General features: G+C 51.3%; 21 protein-coding genes and 1 pseudogene. 5 read left to right on the top strand and 17 right to left on the bottom strand.

The features are described from left to right. Window positions 1–93: 93 nt before the first annotated feature. Complete coding sequence (locus tag AC1MEW_RS19535; protein ID WP_480423229.1) at window positions 94–927, top strand: hypothetical protein; 834 nt, start codon at window positions 94–96, stop codon at window positions 925–927. 386 nt (window positions 928–1,313) lie between these two features. Here AC1MEW_RS19535 and AC1MEW_RS19530 read toward each other — a convergent pair whose 3' ends face one another. The 6 genes from AC1MEW_RS19530 to AC1MEW_RS19505 form a co-directional block, all read right to left on the bottom strand. Then, a complete protein-coding gene (locus AC1MEW_RS19530; RefSeq protein ID WP_480423228.1) occupies window positions 1,314–1,661 on the bottom strand; it encodes a hypothetical protein in 348 nt (115 codons plus the stop codon). A 305-nt stretch (window positions 1,662–1,966) separates the two neighbouring features. Continuing rightward, the gene (locus AC1MEW_RS19525) at window positions 1,967–2,377 is read right to left on the bottom strand and encodes an antitoxin Xre/MbcA/ParS toxin-binding domain-containing protein (RefSeq protein WP_480423227.1); all 411 of its coding nucleotides are present in this window, start codon (window positions 2,375–2,377) and stop codon (window positions 1,967–1,969) included. Between the two features lie 27 nt (window positions 2,378–2,404). Further along, window positions 2,405–2,782 carry a hypothetical protein gene (locus AC1MEW_RS19520; RefSeq protein WP_480423226.1) on the bottom strand — a complete coding sequence of 126 codons (378 nt, stop codon included), beginning with the start codon at window positions 2,780–2,782 and terminating at the stop codon, window positions 2,405–2,407. After that, on the bottom strand, window positions 2,775–3,215 hold the full coding sequence (locus AC1MEW_RS19515; RefSeq protein ID WP_134100503.1) for a DUF6957 family protein: 441 nt from the start codon (window positions 3,213–3,215) through the stop codon (window positions 2,775–2,777). The genes AC1MEW_RS19520 and AC1MEW_RS19515 overlap by 8 nt, the downstream gene beginning before the upstream one ends. 120 nt (window positions 3,216–3,335) lie before the next feature. Then, complete coding sequence (locus tag AC1MEW_RS19510) at window positions 3,336–3,644, bottom strand: hypothetical protein (protein ID WP_134100500.1); 309 nt, start codon at window positions 3,642–3,644, stop codon at window positions 3,336–3,338. A gap of 130 nt (window positions 3,645–3,774) precedes the next feature. After that, a complete protein-coding gene (locus AC1MEW_RS19505; protein WP_480423225.1) occupies window positions 3,775–4,506 on the bottom strand; it encodes a metallophosphoesterase in 732 nt (243 codons plus the stop codon). 175 nt (window positions 4,507–4,681) lie between these two features. On the opposite strand from AC1MEW_RS19505, the gene AC1MEW_RS19500 reads away from it, so the two are divergent. The 3 genes from AC1MEW_RS19500 (at window position 4,682) to AC1MEW_RS19490 (ending at window position 6,432) form a co-directional block, all read left to right on the top strand. Beyond that, a complete protein-coding gene (locus AC1MEW_RS19500) occupies window positions 4,682–5,137 on the top strand; it encodes a helix-turn-helix domain-containing protein (RefSeq protein WP_480423224.1) in 456 nt (151 codons plus the stop codon). Window positions 5,138–5,494: 357 nt separating this feature from the next. Continuing rightward, window positions 5,495–5,869 carry a helix-turn-helix domain-containing protein gene (locus AC1MEW_RS19495; protein ID WP_480423223.1) on the top strand — a complete coding sequence of 125 codons (375 nt, stop codon included), beginning with the start codon at window positions 5,495–5,497 and terminating at the stop codon, window positions 5,867–5,869. A 338-nt stretch (window positions 5,870–6,207) separates the two neighbouring features. Beyond that, window positions 6,208–6,432: a hypothetical protein gene (locus AC1MEW_RS19490; protein ID WP_480423222.1), complete on the top strand. Its 225-nt coding sequence runs from the start codon at window positions 6,208–6,210 to the stop codon at window positions 6,430–6,432. A 143-nt stretch (window positions 6,433–6,575) separates the two neighbouring features. On the opposite strand, the gene AC1MEW_RS19485 is transcribed toward AC1MEW_RS19490, so the two are convergent. Next, a complete protein-coding gene (locus AC1MEW_RS19485) occupies window positions 6,576–8,531 on the bottom strand; it encodes a DUF262 domain-containing protein (protein WP_480423221.1) in 1,956 nt (651 codons plus the stop codon). Next, on the bottom strand, window positions 8,528–10,006 hold the full coding sequence (locus tag AC1MEW_RS19480; RefSeq protein ID WP_480423219.1) for a DUF262 domain-containing protein: 1,479 nt from the start codon (window positions 10,004–10,006) through the stop codon (window positions 8,528–8,530). The genes AC1MEW_RS19485 and AC1MEW_RS19480 overlap by 4 nt, the downstream gene beginning before the upstream one ends. Window positions 10,007–10,355: 349 nt before the next feature. Between AC1MEW_RS19480 and AC1MEW_RS19475 the strand changes: the two genes are divergently transcribed. After that, window positions 10,356–10,748, top strand: a complete 393-nt coding sequence (locus tag AC1MEW_RS19475) for a DUF1413 domain-containing protein (protein WP_480423218.1) — start codon at window positions 10,356–10,358, stop codon at window positions 10,746–10,748. 492 nt (window positions 10,749–11,240) lie between these two features. On the opposite strand, the gene AC1MEW_RS19470 is transcribed toward AC1MEW_RS19475, so the two are convergent. The 9 genes and pseudogenes from AC1MEW_RS19470 to AC1MEW_RS19430 form a co-directional block, all read right to left on the bottom strand. Continuing rightward, complete coding sequence (locus AC1MEW_RS19470) at window positions 11,241–12,062, bottom strand: YaaW family protein (protein WP_480423217.1); 822 nt, start codon at window positions 12,060–12,062, stop codon at window positions 11,241–11,243. Beyond that, on the bottom strand, window positions 12,059–12,676 hold the full coding sequence (locus AC1MEW_RS19465) for a helix-turn-helix domain-containing protein (protein WP_167362870.1): 618 nt from the start codon (window positions 12,674–12,676) through the stop codon (window positions 12,059–12,061). Before AC1MEW_RS19465 ends, AC1MEW_RS19470 begins: the two co-directional genes overlap by 4 nt. Before the next feature lie 213 nt (window positions 12,677–12,889). Then, entirely contained in the window at window positions 12,890–15,040 is a 2,151-nt protein-coding gene (locus AC1MEW_RS19460) for a nuclease-related domain-containing protein (RefSeq protein ID WP_480423215.1), read from the bottom strand. Window positions 15,041–15,921: 881 nt separating this feature from the next. After that, a complete protein-coding gene (locus AC1MEW_RS19455; RefSeq protein WP_480423214.1) occupies window positions 15,922–16,455 on the bottom strand; it encodes a hypothetical protein in 534 nt (177 codons plus the stop codon). After that, window positions 16,448–17,494, bottom strand: coding sequence for a TniQ family protein (locus tag AC1MEW_RS19450; protein ID WP_480423213.1), 1,047 nt, complete (start codon window positions 17,492–17,494; stop codon window positions 16,448–16,450). The genes AC1MEW_RS19455 and AC1MEW_RS19450 overlap by 8 nt, the downstream gene beginning before the upstream one ends. Then, window positions 17,436–18,245, bottom strand: a complete 810-nt coding sequence (locus tag AC1MEW_RS19445; protein ID WP_480423211.1) for a hypothetical protein — start codon at window positions 18,243–18,245, stop codon at window positions 17,436–17,438. The genes AC1MEW_RS19450 and AC1MEW_RS19445 overlap by 59 nt, the downstream gene beginning before the upstream one ends. After that, window positions 18,245–19,147: a TniB family NTP-binding protein gene (locus AC1MEW_RS19440; RefSeq protein ID WP_480423210.1), complete on the bottom strand. Its 903-nt coding sequence runs from the start codon at window positions 19,145–19,147 to the stop codon at window positions 18,245–18,247. Before AC1MEW_RS19440 ends, AC1MEW_RS19445 begins: the two co-directional genes overlap by 1 nt. Window positions 19,148–19,361: 214 nt before the next feature. Beyond that, window positions 19,362–21,266 (bottom strand): transposase, encoded by a 1,905-nt coding sequence (locus AC1MEW_RS19435; protein ID WP_480423208.1) that lies wholly within the window; start codon window positions 21,264–21,266, stop codon window positions 19,362–19,364. Between the two features lie 1,221 nt (window positions 21,267–22,487). Further along, a pseudogene (locus tag AC1MEW_RS19430) lies at window positions 22,488–23,327 on the bottom strand (recombinase family protein); the annotation flags it as partial. Window positions 23,328–23,357 lie beyond the last annotated feature (30 nt).

Below are 23,357 nucleotides of genomic sequence, written 5' to 3'. Positions count from 1 at the left end.
CGATGCGCTTTAGATCGCCTGTCCAAAGCGCCATGTCGACCCGTGATTGCGCCACGGTTGCAAAGCGAGGTCAGAGAATCCCGCTAGATATCGATGATTGGTGATGCCGGAGGTATTAAAGTTAACGATGAGATGAAGGTAATGGATAACGCACAACAGTCACTGACCCGCACCTACCGCGACATTCTTGAAGACCACCCCCTCCATTGGTTCGACCGTAGCCGCGCACACGAACCTGAGTTCGCCAAACTTTCAGGGTTGTTCCTCCCGGGAACATCGCAGGCATTTCTGCAGGCCAAGTGTCGGATCATGGTGGTCGGTCGTGAAACTCGACGCTGGAACGTGGTTAACGACAAGTCACCTTTCCTCGATCTGGATGACTATGTACAGAAGGCTATGGCCAAACAACAGATACACCTGGGCAGAGACCTGAACGCATCACCTGACAAAGGGGCCAGTTTCTTCAACCTGCTACGCGCGCTGGCAGGCAATCACGGTAGTGAAGGGATTGCCTGGGCAAATTTGTTCAGCTTTGCCTGGAATGGCAAGTCGCCGATGCGCTGGAAGCACTTCCCTCGCCTGCTTGATCTATCCGAACGGCTATTAAAGGCTCAGATCGAAACTCTCAAGCCAGACGTAATTATCTTTGCCAGCGGTGCCAGTAGCGCAAGGTTCCGCCAGAGGTTCTTCCCTCACAAAGGTGAGCACAGTGTCTGCAGCAAACTCGCTGACTTCCGTGAGCAAGGCATTCCCATCAACCAGCTGTGGGAGTTTCGCCTGAACGAATCGACTCAGTGTTATCGCATTCAGCATCCAAGCAGCATTAGCACGGCGTCACGGCAAGCGCGGCGCTTTTTGCTGGAGCATATGCTACGAAACGCAACCCACAGCAAGGTGGGCCAGGGATCACTCGTCGATGGACTGTGAATCGCAACACTAAAGACTTGGGATTGCCCCTGCGGTGCCTCAGGCGGGCCTTAACCCTGTTGAACCTACGCTAGACGCCGCTAATGGATGGCTCAGAATTCACGCAGGTCAGCCGATCTGACGGAATGTGCTCGTGCAAAGGTTCGGTGCAATGAGAAATCTAAATGAGCTGCAGATTGGCACGGGTTATCGAACTGATTGTCGTCATGCTCCGCTCCCGACTATGCCTCCAACGCTCGTATACCAGGCAAACTCGTGGAAAACACTGAATCAGGCCATCATTGCCCATGGCGATCAGGTAGAAATGGTTACTGCCCAACACCACTGGCCAATGTGGGGTTAGCAACGCATCGTCAGATTCATTGCCGCGTCACCAAGTGGCCAGGTTACAGACCTAAATCCATGCCCAACTGATCCTCCTTCATTTCGTCAGAGGCCAAGTCATTGACCACGAGATGCCATTGCAGCTGCTGACGCAGATGATTTGTTAAACGCGATCCGATCTCAATGTAGTTCTCTGAGACGCTGGCATATAAATCTCGACTGCTCACTACGTTTTGCAATACCTGAACGCACGGTAACCCGAGTTCGGATACGTGCACTCGAGTCGGCCAATCATATATAGGTACACGCTTGTAGCTGGTGAGCGCCTCTTCAACCAGCCGCACAAATTCAGTGACACCACATGTCTCATACACTGAACACCAAATGGCTAAATCACGTTCCCTATACATCACTTTCCTTTATTGCGAGGCTTTGCGTGGCATGAGCCGGTGAAACCCGAATTGGACGAAGATCAGAAAGCTAGCCTGCATCATTCATCATCGAACACGAGCGGCACGTTCAGATCAACGTCTACATCACCGACTAGCGAGGTGATACGTGCGATCAACCCTCAGTGCAACGGCTGCAACCGTTCGGGCCGGTGAAAAATGTCAGCGCTCAACAAAAAGTCAGCATCTGGACTACTGCCCAATACTCTTTCAAGAAGCTCCCCGTTCGGCGTCGTGTTTGTCAGCGCGTAAAAAAAGGAAACCATTCAGGTGAGCACGCCGTGTTCGAGCTGTCCGATCAGATCGATCACGGCGCTCGCGCCCTCATCGGTAATGAGCATTTCCAAAGGTGCCTTTGAGTTAAAACAACGCAGCGGCGAGAGTAAGAAAGCCCTGGCTGCCTGGACATCGCCTTCGAACAGTTCGCAGGACGCTTGTAGAGCAACAATCAATCCATACAGACGTCGGCTCTCGCACAAAGAAAAAAAACCTACAGTCGTCGCGTTCAACAAGAGTTCGGAAGAAATACCCATGTGCTTACCAAGCAGCTCTTCATCGATACACAACATCTCGGCTAGAGATTGAAATGAGGGAAAAGGCATACGGCGCCTAACGACATCGTGAAGTTCAATGCTTGGCGAAGGCAAATTCACAGTGACCCAAATGTCTGTTTTCATGGATTCAACAAGGTGCTTTCCGTGAGCTCATGCGCAGTCGCCTGAGGGTGACCAGTTGACGTGATCGAGGCATCGTACGCTGAGCCAACGTTCCCCTCCCAAAGTACCAGCTTGCCCGCAAACCTCGCAGGTCGACATCGATCTCTCTTCTGAGCAAGCGACCAACTCTCGGCACGTCGTATCACCACCAGAATAGTAAAACCGCAACCCCCCGAATTTTTCCTTGACCTGACGGACTTGGATTGGCGGCAGCTCAGGGTGAGTATCCATGTGAGTTTTCAGGGTGCGGCATAGCTCATCTATCAAATCCAGCCAGCCCGGCAAACAGGCGATTTCGCGAAGTGGCGCGTGGGAGAAAAACTCCGGATAGCGATCGCGCAAGATCGGCAACAGATTTTCAACCATAGGTTTTCTCTACTCGCTTTATGTCAGCGGCTATTGCCTCAACAGCGGGCAAGCTCACATGCTTGCGCGCGCCTCGGCCGGCCAAGATGAAGATCGTATGTTTGCTTTCAAAAATGCAGCCATCAAATTCCCGTTGAAAATCACTGAGGATGCTGTCGCCAGGCTGGAGTTTGCTCTGGCTATCGAAAACCGCTGCTTGGGCATACAAGAGAGTTGCCTCAAGGCCTTGCGTTTTGATTTCACGCTCTTGAGATTCCGGGAGCATGACATCCAACAACATCCAACGTCGGACGATGCAAAAAGGCTTTTCTCTGAAGGTATCAGCGGCCAGTTCGATTAGCTCATCGTCACCAAGTTTTGAGCCACCTAGGGAGCGTGCTGAGCCAAACAGTAAATCGCCCAGCAGGTCTATATCCGTAACTCTTGTATTCATAATCTCGCTTTAACCTACTCTTGCCGCGAGAACCCAGCCAAGAATCATTTTCCCGATCCCCGTTACCACCTAGATAACCCGAAAGCTTTTTAGCGCCGCGTATCCGTATTCGCAGATCGCTCAGTGATAAATCCGATTCATGTAAATATTGTTACCGCCAAACGCCCAACTGACCACGAGGTACCGACTCCCTGCCACGGTTTGAAATAATGAATAACCGTCGATGAACAGCACGTTCTTTATCGTGGACGTCCGCATGCTTGCTCCCTCCCGAAACCGCCCCGTGCTGTCGCCATAGATCGTTCCCATCAATACGGGTGGACTGTCGACGGCTGCGAACAAAAACGCGGTGATGGGCATACCGAAATCCTTTTCCATTGCCTCGGCGACCACTGCCGGAATGGATGGTGCATGCTGTTGCTCAGTCATCAAGCAACACGCCTGCAAGGTCAGCCGGGGTATGTATTTCGTTGTCTACTACACATATCATTCGTATCCCCCTATCTTTTCAACATAGAACTGAGCCGAGCCCGCTTACGGCCCATGGGTAGGCGCGCACTCAGGAAAGATCAATCACAAAGCCGTGATCGAAACCCGTCCGCTCACCTGGGTAACCTCTAGGGTTCGAGACCACACGACAGCCATCCAGCGTGATATCAACCGCGCGGTGGGTATGTCCAAAAATCCAAAGATCCGCTTTATCCAGAAGCTCGTGCCAACGGTTTGAGTAAGCAGCACTCAAATGCCCTTCATGTTTATCACCCATTACTTCAGGGATGGGTGCGTGATGCGTCACGACGACAGTTTTGCCATCGAATGGCTCATCAAGCTCCTTGGAGAGCCAAGCGAACGACGCGTGGTTTCGACTGATGAGGTCGGACGGGCACAGCCGGCGATAGTTTTCTCCAACCCGAATGACTCGAAAATCATTCATCCAACTCCATGCTGTTTGGGTCGCCGCAACCACGTTTCCGGTCGACGAAAAATCAGTCCACCCACTGGCGCAAAGGAACCTTGTTTGATTCCAAATAAAGGTCTCGTTTTCCAAGACATGGACGTGCTGTAACGCGGCTTCCTTCATCTTGCGCAGCGTGTCATCGATGTGGCCGCCGTAATATTCGTGGTTGCCGCTGACATAGATCACGGGACACTCAAAAGCTTCATTTGCCCACTTCACCCCTCTCGCTTTGACATCAATGTCGCCAGCCAGCACGACCAGGTCGAAGTCTCCTGCTACAGGCTCGAACGGAGAAAATTCGTAGTGCAGATCTGAAAGCACATAAAGCTTCATCTGTATGATGATCTCGATTTACAGCTAAATTGATGGAGCGAATAACGGAGCGGGACTGAGCTCTCGCAGATTATTAATCCGCAAACGAGCCGAATCGATCCACTCGTATGAATATATACATTTGAGTGGATCATGGCAATCACGGCATACAGATCTGTTTTAACGGAACGGAAAAATGTCTGTGCGCACCGCATTCGCCGTAGCACTGAAGCTTTTGCGAACAAAGCGTGGCCTCACACAGCATGAGCTGAGCCAGAAGGTCACTCAGTCGCATGTAAGCCGCATCGAAAATGAAATGACCTCCCCCAGCCTCGAAGCCATCATTGAGCTCGCCAGAGTTTTGGAGCTCAGCCCTGTTGCCCTCATGGCACTGGTGTGTGGTGCACAAGACGAACTGAGCGCCGGCGATGTCCTGAAGATCGCTGAAAAGGATCTCCAGGATATGGCGCTACTGCAGGCTTCGATTCCGCTGGAAATTGAAGAGACGCCTCACCCTCGCGTTACCGCTGCGGCAAAAATGCGAGAGGAAGTTCAAGCGCTCAAAGAGCAAGGCCTTTCGCAGGCTGAAATCGCGAGGGAGCTGGGAATGGCAAAGACCACGGTTCAGCGTCATTGGCATCGCTCTGAGTAGGGCTAACACATTTAGCAAATCCAGACGCTGCTGCATATTTTTTGACACACACAGCTCCGCTCCGAAAGCAGAAGCCGTCAGATCGAAGAGTCCAAGCCATCAGTGCTGGGATTTTTCGTTGTATTTTGAAAAAGCACGGAGAAGATGATGCGCACTGGATCAGCGCATTTTAATGCGCTGTCATCCCTCATTCATCACGTATTAGTGCATTATAATGCGCCAATCACTAGTTTGTGATGACCAAAGAACTCACCGTCCAAGTGTTCGCAAATGGCGCCTGGCAAGATACCTGCGTTCGCAGTGCGAAGAGCACTTCTATCAACAATCTGGGACTCGCCTGAAGGAATGGGGGTGGATATGAAAGAGATGACCCTAGAAGAGCGCAAGGCCTACATTCAAGCAGTGGCCGATGAGGTCGCCCAGGGGAAACTGACGCTTGGCGGCGCCGTTAAGCGTCTTCGTGAAAATCTTCTGGGCGTGAGCCAAGAGCGGTTCGCACTGGCCAGCAAAATTTCAAAGCGGGCTCTGTCGCAGCTGGAGGTCGATAGCGGCAATCCGACTCTCGCGACCCTTGAAGCTGTATTCAAGAAGTTCGGCCTTCAGATAAGCTTAGCTCGCCTTAATCCTGTCGATCTCAACGCCGCAGCCGCCAGGAAAAGCAAGGTTGGCTTTGGCATTCCCACAGTTACTCCTGCGCGGCCTCCCTTCCCTTCTCCAGCCAAGCCGATTTAGGCGCGCTAGCCATCTGCTTGCCTGAGGGGAAGCCTCATGGCCATCTGAAGATATTTTCAGGTGCATACCCGAAATGATGAAGCGCACAGCCACGGACATATCCGATTATCAAACTAATGAGTTGGTGGGTGTTCGTCATAGAATCCTCAGTCAGATAGCGATCCGAAGATCATCCAATCTTGCCCATCCGCTCACAACTCAATAGCGTGTCTTTTCTGATGCTGCCTGGCTCATACAGCCTTACTCGATGCTGACGGCGCACGCCCTCCGGGGCGACATTGTGGGCTGTGCGTGAACCACTGCTATGCTCTGATCTCCAAGCGAATGGAGTCGATAACATGGTCGAGCAATATTCACTTCCCGACATGCTGGCAAGACTGTACGAAAATCAACTTGCCATCGAAGCAGCGCTGATGGAGCTCGTCCTGCTGGAAGAGCAACGCGGGTTATTAGAGGCGTGCGAAAATGCACGCGGGGCACTTCAAAAAATTGGTGAAAATGCCGGGTACATCAAGCAGGGGCTAGCAAGGCTTGGGGGAGTGGCAGGTGGTGCAGAATCCTAAACATTAGAACCATCGACCATCGTTAAACCGACCTGGATTTGCGCTCATCCGCTAATGCCTTCCCGGCTACTCCACGTGTAGGCATGCGAGTGAGCTTTGCCGCATGGCCATGAGACGAAAGCGCACCGTTTAGCCAGTTTCTATCAATTTTCCGCCTGACCATAATGACGGGAGATCAAGGCCAACATTTTCTCCTGATGACGCTCAATCGCTGACTCATCCCATTCACGATCAGCCTTGGCATTGAACATATGTGCGAGCTTGAGCGAGTCGTATCGACCTTTGCCTTTGAAGTCCTCTCGCTTTTTCCCGACACTCTGGTTGCTATAAGAGGAATTTTCACCAGGGCTCAAAAGCACTAGGTTACCGAAACTGTCCAAATGCTTCAGATCCATGAGGCGGCCGAACTCCTCCTTCCGAGGGTGAACATGCTCTACGGAATTCTTGGAGGTCACTCGATAGGTACCCAATTTCTTTGAGTCGTAGAAATTGAACTGGCCACGTTCACGCCAGAGTATGTATTCGAGTTTCTGGAACCAGTAGTGCTCAAAGCGTGTTCCCTGAGGCACCTTCAAGTCTTCCAGGACACCACCGATGTCACGCATGGCAGGACGATTGCCAGACAGCAAAGCAAAGCTCGCTTCTTTCTGGCTTTCTTCAGCTAGAGAAAGTTCGTTGTCGATACGCTCCAAGAGCGCTAGCACGCGCGCAGGCGTTTTGGCCTTGCCTGCCACCAAATCACCCAGGAAAGGTGTCAACCAATACTGCGCACTGCGCTCACCCGTGAAGTTGCGCACACTTTGCAGTTGACTCAGATCGCTGCTCTCTAGAGAGGTGCGAGCGAGCCTGTATCCTAGTTCGGTTTTACTAAATTGAACGTTTGTAAGACGCAGGTGCCAGGTTTCACTGTCGGGCTCTGGCAGCCACTTTACTACCCAGCGATCAAACTGATATCGCACCTGCCATAAGCATTCGATGAAGACCTTGGCCTCTTTCTCACCTGCGTGAGCTATGAAGTCTTCAAAATACTCGTTCAGGCGACTGTCATGCAGTCGCACCTCGACATCTTCATTACCATTCTGTTGCTGGTAGATACGATAGGTGTGCATCAACAGCAAGCTGAAACTAATGATTGGGCGACAGTATCGGACGCGTTCTGGCTTCTCTCCCGTCTCATCATTTTCCGGTACAGTCTGTTTAGCCAGTTGGGCAATGCTTACCCCCTGCTCCACCTGTGCGGCCGTATTCCGGAGAGGGAAACTCGCGGCGCTATACCGAGTGAGGTCATCATTTTTGAGATGTTTCCAGTCAGCGGAGGGGAAAACCCGCCGGAGATTGCGCTCGAAGAAGTCCTCCATGTTCTCACAGGCTTGCCAAATCGCATCGTAGCGAAGCTTGTGTTTTTCTATGACTCCCAGCAGCCGTGCCTTCAGAATATCGCTTTGTTCCAGCTGCACGCCGCTGTTGTTCATGGTCGAAAAAAGCCGATTCAGATCCATGCCAGAGGGCATGATGTTGTTGACCCATCTCACCTTCGAAAAAATATACTCAGCGATCTTGATGACATACTCTTCACCTTCCTGGTCGAGCAACGTATCCAAATGATCGGCGAGGGCTTTCCGGGCTGCAGCTAAATGCTTGAGATAAGCTTCGTCGGCAGGCGATGACCTCCTAGGGCCCTCTGCGGACTCGAGCCCGGCCCAGTCTCCGAACAGCCGCTGAACCTCATCACGAATGGCAAAAACGAGCCGGGGCTTATTGTCCAGAATGATGAATCGTGCGAGAGGATTGCTGGGCGCAACAGCAGAGAATGCGAGGGCCAGGAGCATCAACGTGGTCATGCGCTGCTGCCCATCAATGACTTCGTATGTTGTACGTGCGCCGCGAGGTGAGAGTTGAGTGACTGCGGAGGTCAATATCGTGCCGATGTAATAGTGAGGAGCTTCGGCATCACAAGCAGCAATGATCTGATTTAATAGACCGGTCACATCTTCGCTTGGCCAGACATACGGCCGTTGGTAGCTAGGAATGATCAGAGCAATGTCAGCAGCGCACAGCAGTGAAGGTGCCTGGACGTAGGAAAGTACACTCGCGTTCATTGCGCACCTGCTCGATTCAAGGAAGGAACTTCAAGCATGTGACTGATGGCCTGTTTTAGTTCGTTGTCGAATGTGTCACTCAGCGTCTCACCGGGTGAGATCAAAGGCATAGAAAAATAGCCCTGCACGGCTCGAACAAACCTGAATTTCACACTGTTTTCATCAAGTCGGCTGGCAATCGGGTAATCGAATTTCTTCAACGTCTCTATCAACTCATCGTGAGTGAAGCTGCCGGCAATCCAGTCCAGCACTGGGTACTTTTCGGCAAAACTCTGAGCCGTGCTTTCACGCACTGCTTTTTCGTTTATGAGCCTCGCGGCAAAAACCACTCGAAACAGCCAATACCCAGCTTCCAACAGCCGTTGGCGGCCGAACTGGCTGATGTACAACAACACAGCACTATCAAAAAGCTTTCGTAAAAACTCACTGCCATTCGCCTTAATCACCAAATCATCGTAAAACTGGTGAAAGGAGATAAGGCTGGAGTCATTGCGACTCACAAACACATTTATTCTCAACTGCTGAAAATAATCGAGATAATGAATGACGTTCGCACCAGCGTTCAGCGGCTGACGCATCGCATACCCCCGCCCTACCGCTTGGTGAGTCTCATCTTCAAGATGGTGGCTGATTTTTGCCATGCGGTAGGCCACATCGGCGCCGCGCCCTGTGCTCTCGGCCAATTCAGTGACGATTTCCTCGCGGGCCTTAATAGGTTGGCGATGGCTGGAGAGTCTGCGCCACTTAAGAGTCTGCCAATAGCGCGCTTTCATTACCGCGTCCATCGTGCCACTCAGCTCCCCCCAAGCCTCCCATCGTCTCGCATGCTCGTCCTGATCTGCCTGCGGCACCACGCGTAAATGGTGAGCCTTCAGAATCGCCGCACCGTCGAGCCTAACGCCACCTGTATTCTGCGTCTCAAAGAAACGGTAAGCATCATCCTCACGACGGGTCACGACCAAGGTGACATTCACCTTGGAAAAATCCACCTTGGGTAGAGTCTGTTGTTTGAGCCAATTAAGATTCTGCTGGGCACGCATCTGAGATTCCGGCGAAGCCAGTAACAGCCCGTTGGCCAGAACCCGATCCCCTAGCAAGTGAGCCAGCAATGCCAGGCTGATCAGTCGCTGTTGGCCATCAATGATGTTGAGCTGATCTTTGCGTCTACCCGGTTCGCGGGTCTGGTGCACGATAACGCTGCCCAGGTAGAAATCATGCTTAGGCGGAGTCGACCCTGCAGGAGGAGCAAAATATTCAGTCAGATCTTTCAGCAAGCGCTGAAGGTGCTTTATTTGCCAGCGATAGGGGCGCTGGTATTCGGGAATGTTTAACCGCCCTTCTATCGATCCGCCATCGCTCCCAACGATAGATTCACCACCTAACAACTCCGCGACCGATGTGCTGGCAACAACGATATCCGGTGTTACCAGGCCACTGACCAAGGTCAAAAATTCATCCTTGAGTCGTTCCGTCATTGCACCAACTCCCTAAGGTTGAGCAAGCCTGCCAATGGTGCCGGCTTGAAAATTCTTGACCATCGATAATGGCCAAATGATCTCAATCAACCTGTGCAAAGACAAGGTGCAAGAGCGCAGTTGGGCTACACGCAAGCCATCAACACTGCATACATGGCCGAAAACTGGTGCCACCATCCACTGACTCATGTGCTCCTAGAGCTTAATGCAGGGCTGCTGAACCCCGCCCGCTCTCTGCCTAGCGCCTCCAACCCCGAAAAAATCATGTGCCTCTCATCATAAAAGGTTTGAAAACCATGCCTGATCAGCGCATTATCTCATCACATGATGAGAAGAAAGGTTTTTACCCATGAACATCAATATTGAAGTAAAAAATGACATCCTCGCTGCTCTCCTTTCACGGAGTGCAGAAACCAACAGTTCCGTGGAAACCGTGCTGGATGAATTGCTGCGCGAAGCACTTGAGCAGCCGTCGTTCGTGGGGGTTGTCGTAGCAGACGTTCTCGAGGCATGCCTCAAAAAAGTCCGGCAGCTTAAGGTCGGCGAGATATTTACTCTCGACGATGTGATTTCACCGCAGACGTGGGACTCGATGTCTACCGGCGACAGAAAATCGTTCGGAAAGCGGTTCCGCAAGGAAGCAGAAAGTGCCGGCCTGGCCGAATGGGAAACTCGTAATAGCGCTAACAAAGCGATCTACAAACGCTCCCCTGATCAACCTACCCCTGGAGAAAAACAATGAGTCTTCGCACAGACCTGGTAGATGCCTTCATTGATGGCCTCATCGGAAATGGAACCGACTTCACGCGCCAAGAGGTTATTTCGGCCTTCCCGAATTTGAGTCCAAATTACACGGGGTGCTTCCTTTCAAATTCAGAAATGCGGACTGGGCAACATAGCCCAACCTACAAGCACTTCACGGTACGTGTGGCGCGAGGCGTTTATCGAGTACACCCTGCCGCCCTGCAGACCCGCGTGCAGGAAAGAGCGCTGCTTACTTACGCCACTCGGGCACCCGGCAAATAGTTGCACCCACGTGACAGCATTCGCTATCACCCTACCCGAACGCACCAAAGTTTCGACGTTTGCTGCTCATGAGAGTTACGAGCGGGGTCAATAACCAGGGGCAGATTGGACGAAGCCAGAAACAACAATGCCGACACGCACCTCAAAAAACGACCCGTAGGCCGTTTCGATAACGCGCAGGGCAATCTGTGCAGTACCCACACACTGATCAGGCTGCAGCAGAAGCACCGCACTCGGAGCAGAAGCGAGAAGTGCGAACCATGCTGGCATTACAGTTACCGCACGTTTTTGCACTCAAAGCCATGATCGCTTTTTGGCGCATGTAAGCGAGCTGCACCACACAAGGAACGGTCACACGATAGGCAGGGCTCGCCAGATCAGCAGCTGTCCAGAGCGCGGTGATAGCCCAGCCAATCGGGCCGATCGCGACACTGATTGTCCGCATCATCTGGCCAGTAACGGCAAAGGACAGACCTTTACCCAAGATGGCTTTTGCAATGGCGTTGGCAACGATGGCGGCGAGCTTGTAGGTTGCGAATCCACCCGCTTTCGCAGCGCAGATCGTGGCAATAGCGGCAGCGGGCCCTGCGGTGGAAAAACTGGTAACACCCAACTCATCCAGGATGATCTTGCGCTCTTCTTCAGACATCTGCTCAAACGCGCGGGACAGAATCTTTCCGAGGATTTCCTGCTCAATGACGTTGATAGGGTCTTTGCCAAAATTGACTTTCAGATGCTTGGCAACGTCTTCGACGATTTCCTGATATGGAACGCCGTCCTTGCGGAACAGGTTGAGAATGGAATTGCCACCAAAGAGCCGGACTTCTTTGGCGATCAATTCACGATCCCCCGCCGAGTACCGACCGGTATCACGCGCAGCAACCAGGCGCTTACAGACATCACCATCAAGTGCCAGGCGACCGGCGCCGTTGTCGGTCAGGTAGTTCACCAATGCGCTGATGTCGTCTACATCGGAAACAGCTAGAAGCTTTTCAATATCGGTGGTCGAGATAACGTCTTGCAGGTTCATGCTTGATCTCCTTGGTCGATAATACGAGCGCCCATGACGATGCAGAGCGGCAGTAACTGGGCATAGATTCCGTCTTGGAATTTGGGATGCATGGGTAACGCAGCGGTGGTCAAAATGCCTTGCTTCACCTTGCGTTGGGTTGGTGTTTCCACCTCGAACTCATGACGCTGTTTGACGCCGATGTGCTCCGCCATCTTCAGGACAGCATCGGCTCGATTAAGAGGATTTCTCTGGGAAGCCTGCCCAAGTTCACGGGCAATCGAGTCAAACTGCTCGTTATTGAGTGTCTGAGCTACCGTCACCAACCCATGTGCCAGGTGTAGCCAGTCGTCCTCAGTCATCAGCAAAAGCGCTGGTGAGATGTTCAGCGTGGCCGCGAGTCGGCAAAGAGTCTCCAAGTCTGGATTCGCTTCGGACTCTTGTGTCAGGTATTTGCTGATCGTGGAGCGAGCTACTCCGGACGTATCGGATAGTAGTTGTTGACTGAGCTTCTTAGGCTTGCCGTCATCTCGGCTGCCGGCGACCTGCATCGCTCGAAGCAAATTGGCGCTCAGGCCCTTCTGCGCCTTTTTGCGAATCTCAGTCCCGTGAGTAGATACTGCGAGCGATGTCATATAGCCACTTCCTGCCTAGTGGCGCAATGATATCGAGCGACTGATTGAAGTCCAGTCTTAACTGTCCTCCCACGCGGTCAATCTGACGTGATATTGAGAAACAGCCTTCGTGGGAGGGCAATTTAGTAGGAATGACAGAGCTCGGGAGTCGAGAAAGACACGTCTCAAGTGAAATCTCCCATAAGGGGCACAAAGTGCCCCAGGGCGTTGGAATCAGGATAAGCAACATTTCTTGTACTTCTTCCCGCTCCCGCAGAGGCACGGATCGTTGCGACCTGGCTTTTCGACTCGCAAGCTCCTCTCTAGGGTTTTGATCACAGACTCCATCCGCATGGGACTTTTCATGCCTTTGGTCAGCTCATCCAGCGCGGCGGAGCGAACCCAAGGTGCATCGTAGGTCATGCCGAACTGAATATCACCCGCCGGGCTTAGCGAGACTCCAAACCACACGTTCGCCCTCTGAACGTACTTACGCTTCTCACAGTGCAACTGCAGGTCGTTGATCGCTGACGAATCGGGATTTGGATTGCAGTGAAACGTGATGCCGGTCTTGCCCTCATCAACGACCAGCGTGAAATCATGACGTTTGCCGTCCTTCGCTGCCAGGGCCGTGATGCCGGCCAGGCCTTCGTGAATGTTCCGGCACGACCGATCGTTCATAGACAACAGCTCAAAGCCAAGCTCCAGCACACCGACATCAGCACGGCGCTCGATCTGCATGATCAACCGCTCGTAGAGCGTTCCCTGCATGTGCGTCAGGATGCCGGGCGGTATCCGCTTGCCAGGCACCCCTTCTCGCCTGACCGTCATGGCGACATCCAAGTCACCCGCGATGGAGTCATGCAGCGAGATCATGCTGAGGTCTGGGTCTAGCCAGAGGTTTTGATGCAGGTGGTAAGCCAGCGCCGTCAACTCGTGACTCGTCATCACCGATTTGACCGCCTTCGCCCGAAGCCGCACATAACTGAGCAAACGCAGCTGTGTATCAAGCATTTCCGTCAGAACGTCCAGCAGGAAGACGTCCATAACCAAGGGAGGTTGAACGATCTCGGTTGTCTGGTACTTGAGGTACTGGCTGACTTGGAACGCCAGCGCGGGGTAGTGATCAGAGACGACACAGAACGGGTAGATCTCCTTAATCGACTGGGGTGGAGTTATCTCCCTCCCCTTGTCATCGACCAGGCGGCATGTGCCGGAGAGGATGGCGGTGGCGCACTCCCAAGCTTGATCAGACGCCTTTTGGATTGCAGCTGCGAAATCGATCTTGAGTTGGCCGTCGTGGCCCTTACGAGCGGCCAGAGTGAGTTTTTTCGCCTTGGCCTGAACGATGATCATTCGATCGCCGAAGATGACCAAAACGTCTGCCTCTGCGACGACATCTTTTTTTATGAGATTGACGTTTGTGAAAACGTTGTCGGCGCCGAAGACTGCCGCCAATCGTCTGTAAGCAAACTGTTCGACAAATCCCCCCCTATTGTCGGACGCCTGTTGCCGGTAAAGGGGGTCAACGTTCATCCAGAAGAAAGGAGACTCGTAGAGCGCTTCGTAGATTGCGTAATGCATGAAGAGCAGCACTGACCCGCGACCAGTAGGAAGCAACGGTGTAGCGGCCACGCTGTTGAAATCACCAAGTTCCTGGAACGCAGCGTTGTCACCATTGAATGTCAGGGCATCAAACACGGCCTGGACGATGCCAATGTCCAATCCGGTTTTCTGACTGACTTGCTCTGCCGTGAACTCGAAATGAGCCAGAAGGCCATCGGCAGCTTGCTTAGCGACCTTGTCACCCAGGTACAGCTTGGAAGCACGCGAGTCCATGCTCGAACACATCGCCTGGGCAACCTGCTGTGCCTGACGGCTCGTGAAACCCTTGTTCTGTCGAAGCCAGTCATCATCGCAGCTGTGTTTTTCCAAGAAGAAGTCGCGGTATTGAAAACTGTAGGCGGACTCAGAGCCGTAGAAGATGGGCTCCCGCATCATGGCGCCCTTCCAAACGTTTTCGTGATCTGCGCCGCTTGCTGCATTGCCTATCAGCGTATCGAACATTGAGCCGCTCATGGCATCGTGCAACTCGGCCATCAACTCATCGCTGCGCGCGACATACGCTTTGATTTGGCTTGGCTCAGGCAGAGTGAGGTCGAGCGGCTGACGCATCATCAGTCCCAGCAACGTATTGATCTCCGTCCGGATCAGGCGCTCGGGGTCGTACAGGTCGCTCAGGTCATCGGCTGTGTACTCATTCCGGTAGGTGACTAGGGTGTCTCGATGGCAGATCTGCGCAATCGCGTAAACGTATCCAGGTTGCGCCGTGAGCGTGACAAGATCAGCAAAAACCTCAGACTCGTTACGATTCGTTAACCCCATGCTTAGAACTCCTTCAGTGACAAATCGGCGCTTTCACTACGAGCACCCTTGTCCGTAATCGGAACATTAAATCAGTCAAGCCCTCAAGAGCCTCAAGGGGTGAAACCAGCAGTTCACAATTAAGCACGATGCCAATCGATGAATCAGCGATACACAGTCACCGTTCGTAGTCGACAGCGGCTTCAAACTGACCATCCGGGAAAGATTTACCGACATGACTGTAAGCCACACGCTAAATCGCGTGATGTACCAGGTTGTCATTCACATACTCAATGTACGGCTTGCCGGAGGACTTGGGGTCGTTGATACCGTGGACTCCATTCAGCTCCCAGATGACCGACTTGGCAGGACACACCACGTGCGAGAACAATACGATGTTGCTTCCAGATTTGTTATGCACCGACTTGATGACCACGCCATCAATACGTGGCTTGCAGTGGCTAGCCAGGAAGCCGGTGATATGTATTGTCAGGTACTCCCGCTCAGAACCCGGGAGCATCGGGGCAGTGATGATGTTGTGAGTATATCGAAGGAATTCACGCCTCACGCTCTTGGAGAAATGCTTCGGGTCAAAGAAGCTGATCGAGAACCTCTCTCCTTTTGACTACCTGAGTCAGCTGGGCCACTTGTTGCTAGACTCAGTGCTTTTCTATCCCCGATCTGCTTGATCTTTGCTTTTCCAAAAGCTGATTGATATTAGAAGGGACGTCCTCTTCCGCGCTTTCGAACCTTGGGGAACTCCACCAACTGGGTCTTGCCCGCACCTGTGATCAGTAAGATCGTTACGGTTTTCGCAGAAGCGATAATGGCCCAACGAGGCATAGAGTTCCGCACGTTGAATCCCGCTTAAGCCTGGATAGTTAGCGCCAACAGTAATCTTCTCAAGGAGTTCGCTTCGCATCCAGCACCTTAAACGTCATATCGCCCGACTCAATCAAACGGTTAAACCGAGAAACCATATGCTCTATAAGCCTGATAAGCAGTTCAGGACTGACAACCCTGAAATTATCAAGCTGACTTAAAAAATCATTAGACCAATCGTAAAAAAAGTGCCCCAACAACACGTCAACCCTATGCCAGTCATATGTCGTGGGTTTTGCACAGTGTCTTTGATCAGTCAACGACAGCGTAGCGTAATCAGTATCCAACTTACGCTTAGCCAAGCTCAGATCACCCGCAGCACTGCGAAACATGTAATTTGAGCCTCCTGAGCGTGCACGCTTCTCACGAAGCGCAAGCATTCCAAGGCCGAGTAAGTCTGTACGAGCTAATCCATAGCTGAATGCATGCGATACAATACGTCCGGACTCCCAATCTATCGCAAAGCAAATAGGCGTGATCGCATAAAAATTTGAAGAGGAAGTTCGCACGCGCAGACTGGGAACCCAGTAAAGAGGGAAAATATATTTAAACATCAAAATACTCCCAACCAGCTATCATTGACACCCCTAGTAGTTCCGTACTGTACAGCTGCAGTATAGTTTTAATTCGAGTCGAATTTTTAACAGGACGCCAGAGGGTAGTGGCTGAGGTTGCCAGATAGATGTCATCGCTTGGCCTGGCATTTCCAGCTTGCTCCTCATCAATCCAACCTAACAGCAGCCCTATCAGATAGAATGACCGAGCACGCACCATGCCAGTTACACGCAGCGGTAGCTGATAGAACATCGGTATCTCTTCCATGCTCTCAAAATTTTCTCCGGCCTGGACTGTAAACTTTATGATCGACGAATAGTTACCCCAGAGTTTCGGCATGAGAGTTATGCGCAAAAGCGTCATTATAAAATTCTGTACTTTGTCGTGTATTACAACGTCTTCAGCTTGGCTCAGTAGAAAATCAATACGACTGACGACCGCCCTGCTCAATTTTTGAACTTCAGGATCTTTCGCTAGCCACTTTCTTTCCCGCTCTAACTGGTGTGGGTTAGAACAGCCATGCTCAAAAACACCCATGCCAAAATCGATCGAACCATATAAATATGCATTGGTACTTTGAAGTACACACTCATGCTTCTGGCAAAAAGGATTAAGCAACAAACGCCAACTTTTCAAATAGACTGGAAAACCGACTTCAGCGATCGACTCTTCCATACATTGCAAGCAATAATCTGAGCGAAACGATATTGGAATGGTTTTAGCACTAGCCGGTGAGAAGACACTCTTGATCCAATCCAGAGATATATCATAGGCTTGTGTAAACGCAAGAATCTCTGGACGCTCAAATCTGAAGTCCAAGTCTGCGCCCAGACTTCCTTGCACTTTCAGGTAAGGCGTCACCAAAGGAGAGCTCTCGCGGTCATGATCACTGATACCGCTCAGCGCCCGGATTGCCGGCTCTGGGATCATTTCCCGGACTCGATACATCCATGACGACAAAGCTTCATCAGGATAGGGCTCAGGAAGAGAAGATTGATTGAACATAGGACTCATACTCTTCAAGGTCGTTGAAATCATTCAAAATCTCCAGAACTCCTTGCTGCAGCAGGAAACACTCTACAAAATGCAATCGAAGTGTTCTGTTTACGCTTTGGATATCCAACCCATAGCTAGGCTTGAAGGATTCCAGGCTTATTTTCACCACATCGAGTGAGTGGTTTTCATTCAGGCCGTCCCACAAACGGTTTTCGATATCTCGATACTCTTCAACCGAGATCCTTTGTCGTATGCCATGGCTCCACCAGTTCGGTTGTGCATACTTGAAGTATAGATTTGCAAGTCGTTCGTTCCGCGTTGAGAGCACAAACGTCAAACCAGGCACTCCAGATGACAGCGTTCTGATTGTTCTAAACACCTGATCTACTTCGCCCTCATTAGCGATATAAATATCCAGGTCGTCGATCAGTATCGCCTTGCACTTAATAATCGAAAGCACCCTGAACAAGTACGGTGGAAGATTTTTTCTACTGTAGTTTCCGCGGCGTACATTTAACGCATCACATAGATGATCAACAAAATCCCAATTGCCGATATAAACATCTCCTTTTAATAGCTCTGTAACTGTAGGGTGCAGCGCCTCGAGCCTACTGAGCAAAGTGGTAATGCCGCAACCTGGGCTTCCTTGCAGTAGTACCACTTCACTTTTAGGTGAAAGAATGGATTCCTCTAGGCGCTGCATGAGGTTCAAATGTTCACTGGTAAAATAATGAAGGGCAAAATCGCCCTCCAATATTTCTCGAGCCACTTTTATGGCTTGAGATGGGTTCATTAATTGCGTTCCCTGTCCAACCCCACTTGCTCCAAACCTTGAAGGCTAGTGCCCAGCTCCTGAGCCATAATGTCTTCCACGTCAAGGATATGGTTCAGCGTGATACATTCCGTGCCGTCCGCAATAGCAGCCCAAGCAGAAGCTTGAAGAATCTTCACGATGTTATCGGTGATACCCAAAGACTTTTTCATGATCGCCAAGCACAGATTTTGATCACGAAAATCCGTAGGCTTTTTCAGCGGCAGCCGATGGATGTAACTGAAAACGAAGTTCCGAAAATCTTCACCATTCTCCCAAGACTCCAAGTTATGTACCGCATAGCGCCTTGCAAGTTGCGGATCTTCCCTCAAGAAACGGGCCGCATCTGGAACACCAAAGGCAAACACTGATAGGCCATAGGTCGCGCCAGAAAGGTTCTTCAGAAGAGAAAGATTGATCTTACGTTGGAACGGAGAAAGCGTGAGAGCATCATGTACTTCGTCGATCACAATAGCTTTGATGTTCTCGGACTTGATGATGTGTTGGAGCTCCGGGGTGATCCGCCTGCTCTGTCGAGCCCTACGACTCGTATCCAACCCCATCTCCGCAAGGATCAGCTCCTTCAGCCCCAAGTTGTCTGCGTTCTGGTGCATCGTGACGAATACGATTCGGTTCGAGGACGTCGCGTTCCTATGCTGAAGCTCCTCAACCGTAGTCGTTTTTCCTGCCCCTCCTTGCCCCAAACACAACAAACAGGGCGCAACCACTTTTCGCGGCATGGACATGATCATGTCCATCTTCTTGAACAGGCGCTCCGCAGAAGGATGGTGAATGAAAAAGTCTTTCAGGCAAGCTCGTGCTCGCTCCTGATCACTCAATTGAAATAGATGGTGGCAACTGCTGTGTGCATGAGAAAGATCCATCATTGTCTCCAAAATTAGTTTACGAAATTCTCATTTTGTCTTTCTATAGGCGCACAAAGGCCTCAGCTCATAAACTCTCGAGCCGAGTTATTAAGTTCTATGTGCGCAGTTTTACTTTCAGCGAATGCCGAAACAAATACCTTTCACGTGATAACCACCGTTGCTGACTTTCAAAATGCCAGCGTCAGTTATTCAACTGGCGCCAAAATAGCATTCAGTAAATTGTTGGCGGCGCATCGAAATCGATTTGCTCAGCCGTATTGCTCTTCGAAAACCCCCGCCAGCCCTGCTCGGTCACCGCTCGCGCTCCGTCAATGCTTTTCAAGCGAGCGCGCCCCTGTCGGCTCGAATTTCCCTGAGCTTTTCTTGGTTTAGCTGGCTTTTTATCAGTCGCTTGTTTCGCCTCTGAGCCGAGATGTTCCATTTGATCGACCAGAACCACTTCGTTCTGGTTCGCATACTGAGACTGCGCAGCCAAAGATTCGGTATATTGCTTTTGATCACGCTTACCAGCCTCTTTAGCCGCTTGCCGCTTACTTTTTGCTGTCTTGCGGTATTCTTCCTCTGCGATTGCCTCACCAAGCGCTAATGATGCAGTTGCTTCAGAAGAATAGGTTCCATCCCGCTCACCTTTTTGTTGCCTCTCTACCCTGTAATAGGCATAGTCTCGGCTTCGATTCGCCTCGTTCCGATGCTCCGGTATCCTTACATATTTCCCATCCTTCTCAAGGTCTACCAAAACATATGAGAGATCGTTGGGGTCAAACTTTACAATCAGCTCATCACGAATTTTATGCTGCAGGCATGGGGCATAATAAAACCTACCATGCATTTCGATCCCGCCGGCGCGAATCAGCTTCGGCTTTTCGGGATAGAGCACATACCTGAAGTGTTGATGAAGAGACTCGTCGATCTGCGATGGTGGGGCGTGATGCGCAAAATGCTCCTTCCACTTCGTGCTAGGAAACATTTTGATAGCACTATGCTGACGGTCGTTATACGCATGTATAGCGCATACGAAAAACTTCCTCAGCGCTGAAACAGTAAAAGATGCTCTACCTTCACTATCCTCATCACCGCGTTGCTGTGTGTTCGAATAGGTCGTCCCCCTCAGAAAATGAATATGTGAACTCATCATCGTGCCAATAAGGCGCTCGATGTGTCCCCCCTGATGCTTCTTGCCAACGTCTCGGTGTTCGACCTTGACGCCAAATCGCTTGAGGTTCGCCTTTAACGCCTCAGAGCGAAACTCCGCCGCGTTGTCTGCATGGATGACCTCGGGTACGCCATACATCGGCCACGTGCTTTCATCCAGCCCAAGGCTTGCCAGCATGCTGGTTTTCGGGAGAACGATGTTCTCGATCAGCATCGCTACCGTGACCCCGTTGGGTGGAAGCAAGGAGAGGTAGAAACCCACGATCGCCCGCGTATGGATGCAAATCGCGAAACTCACCCAGGGACGGTCGATCACCTTACGGTCTGTCTCGTCAACGACGATCAGATCAACACGCGTGTGGTCGATCTGTACCCACTCAAGCGGGCGCGTTGTAAGTTTGTAGCCTGGCCGCGCTTCGAAGATATCAGCTGCATCGACGTTACCAATACGCAACTTGGTCAAGAATCGCTTACCCTTTAGCAGCAGTCTTCGCCGTACAGCATGGTAGCTGGGCCGTTTGAGCCCTCTTTCATCGGCAAGAATTTGCGCTGTCACCCAAACCTTTTCGATCGTTGCGGCTTTTCCTTGGTAGGCCACTAGCGCGTCCACGATCAGCTGCTCCATCTCGGCGTGGAACTCCAACGGCGTATTTCGTCGCCCGGGGGCGGCTGCCGTCACCGCGCTTAGATCACCGCCATGTGCGCGTACCCTCCGGATGATTTTGTGAAACCCGGAAGGTTTAATACCAATAACCTGAGCCGCTTCTACGGCGGTGAGATCACCCTTGAGATACTGCTTGATAGTCGGCATCCGCTCACTTGCAAGTTCGTATCGAGCCACACTGCTCTGCGAGCTCTTCACGTTCAGTTTTGTCGCCGTCATGGTAGTTGGGCTCAACGGTGCGCTACCAAGCGACGACGATGGTTTACTCTTGTCTCTTGAAGGTTTGTTCTTGTTACTCATTCCGCCTACCTTTTTCATCGGACAGCCAATAGCCGAGGTTACCCTCAATCTATTCGCACCCTTTCCGTTAGTTGTAGGTGGTGGTTATCACTGACTGGCTTTTAAAGAGCGGCGTTGCGAAAGTCGAGCTAGTTTTACTTCCAAGACGGGTTGGGTCAAGAGTCTCGATCCAGGTGAAAAAGTGTTATTTATACATATATTGACAGACAATTTGTTTAAATTAATTTCGTAAAAATAAACCGCCCACGAAGAGGTGGAGCCTTACATGATGGGAGTTTTGCGGGTATAAAAATAACAACACACAAAAGTGCAGCGACATTAAACATGCAATAATAAACTATATATTGACACGTTTTTTATGCTCACCAACCAATAAGTCGCGCGATCTTTATTCCTAATCGTTCTAAAAAGTTTCCGTATTTTTTGGGATTCGGGGTTTTTCAGTGCCAGAAACTTACACTTATTTTGGACGCCTTTCCTAAAACATTGATGTTTTGCACTTATTTTGGACACTTCCTGAAAATTTGCAGAATATCTGGACACTTTCCGAGAGAAAGTTTCAAATATTCAGGACACCTTCCGAGAAAAAGTGTCCTGAGCGCAAATGGAGGCGCTAGAGACCACGGGTTTCGGGGGTTGCGGGAAGTGTCCGTAATTCGCGACGCTCACAACTAACCTCCGGTCACGTTTGCACAAAACCCCGTTTCTCAAAAAATCAGCAATTTGAAGGCTTATCCTCATCCCCTTTCCAATCTTTCCATCGTACGACCATTGGCAGCCCAACCAAGTAAAACGGTTCCCGGTCAATGCTTACGTCTCAGCCCGCCTGAACGAAGTTGACGAGTCGTGCCATCCATTCATCAATGCTTGGTACGCCGATAGGTACTTGAACTGGATTGCTCATAGTTGGAGTCCACAGACGCCACACCTTCAGTATTACAAGACCATCAACGGTCTGGAAAAGATGCTCAACTGGAGTTTCGCGAACAACCTCTCGTTGCTGGACTGGACAGACGCCGACTTCAGAGACTATGTGGGCTTTATCCAAAGCCCTGGCAGTGACTGGGCCAGTCCTAGCATTCAGCCGCGGTTCCTGGTCAGCCCCGGCAAGGATTACCACGATTACCCTATAAATCCTGAATGGAAACTATTCCATTCCACCCGTGCCTCGAAGTCCAGCGACGCCATAGACAGGAATGTTTGGAAGCGTGAGATCACGCTGACTATTGGCTGGAAGACTCCGTCGGCCCTCACCCACTCCTCTGGACGGTTGCGCTTGCGCGTCAGCTTCAACTTAAAGGAACTGTGGTTCCAGACGTTGTTGCCAATGTATTTTTCATTGATCAATACTTGGTGAACCGCACCTCGCGACCACAATGCGGATCGGTCATTAAGTACGCCCTGAGTATTGAGCCAATCAGCTATTTCGCGTTCGCTCCTGCCCTCTTCCACGAACAGCTGGTAAATGTGCTGCACCGTCGCGATTTCACTTGCAGGGCCAGGTATCAGGATGACTCTGTCTGTCTGAATACTTTTATGCTCGCCCAGACCCAATTCATTTTTGGGTTGTCCGGTTGCATCCACCAATTGACGTCTAAGCCCAAAACCCGCCGGCCCTCCCTGGCGATAGCCCATCTCGATCAATCGCGATTGCCCAGCAAAGACCTTCACCGACAACTCTCGACTGTATTCACCAGCCATCATGCGCTTAACGCTTTTGACGATATTCGAGACGGGGGAGCCATCGTTGGTGAATTGTTCTGCGCAATATTGGACGGAAACGCCCGCTTGGCGACATCGAACTTCATAGCTTGCGCTGACATCAGGATCCTGGAACCGACCCCAACGACTCACGTCATAGACCAGCACCGTGGAGTAATGCGCACAACCAGTCTCGACATCGGAAAAAAGCTGTTTGAGTGCATCACGGCCTTCCAGACGCAGGCCGCTTTTTCCGGCGTCCTTATAAACCTTGATAATCTCCAAGCTGTGCGTGACCGCGTACAGCCGAATGGTGTCCAGCTGATTTTCAGTCGAGTACTGCTGATGCTCCGTAGACATGCGGACGTATGCCGCAGCCAAGGCTACAGT

It is taken from the genome of Pseudomonas sp. ASL4 (genome assembly GCF_056680395.1).
This window is presented reverse-complemented; position numbering and strand designations above follow the sequence as displayed.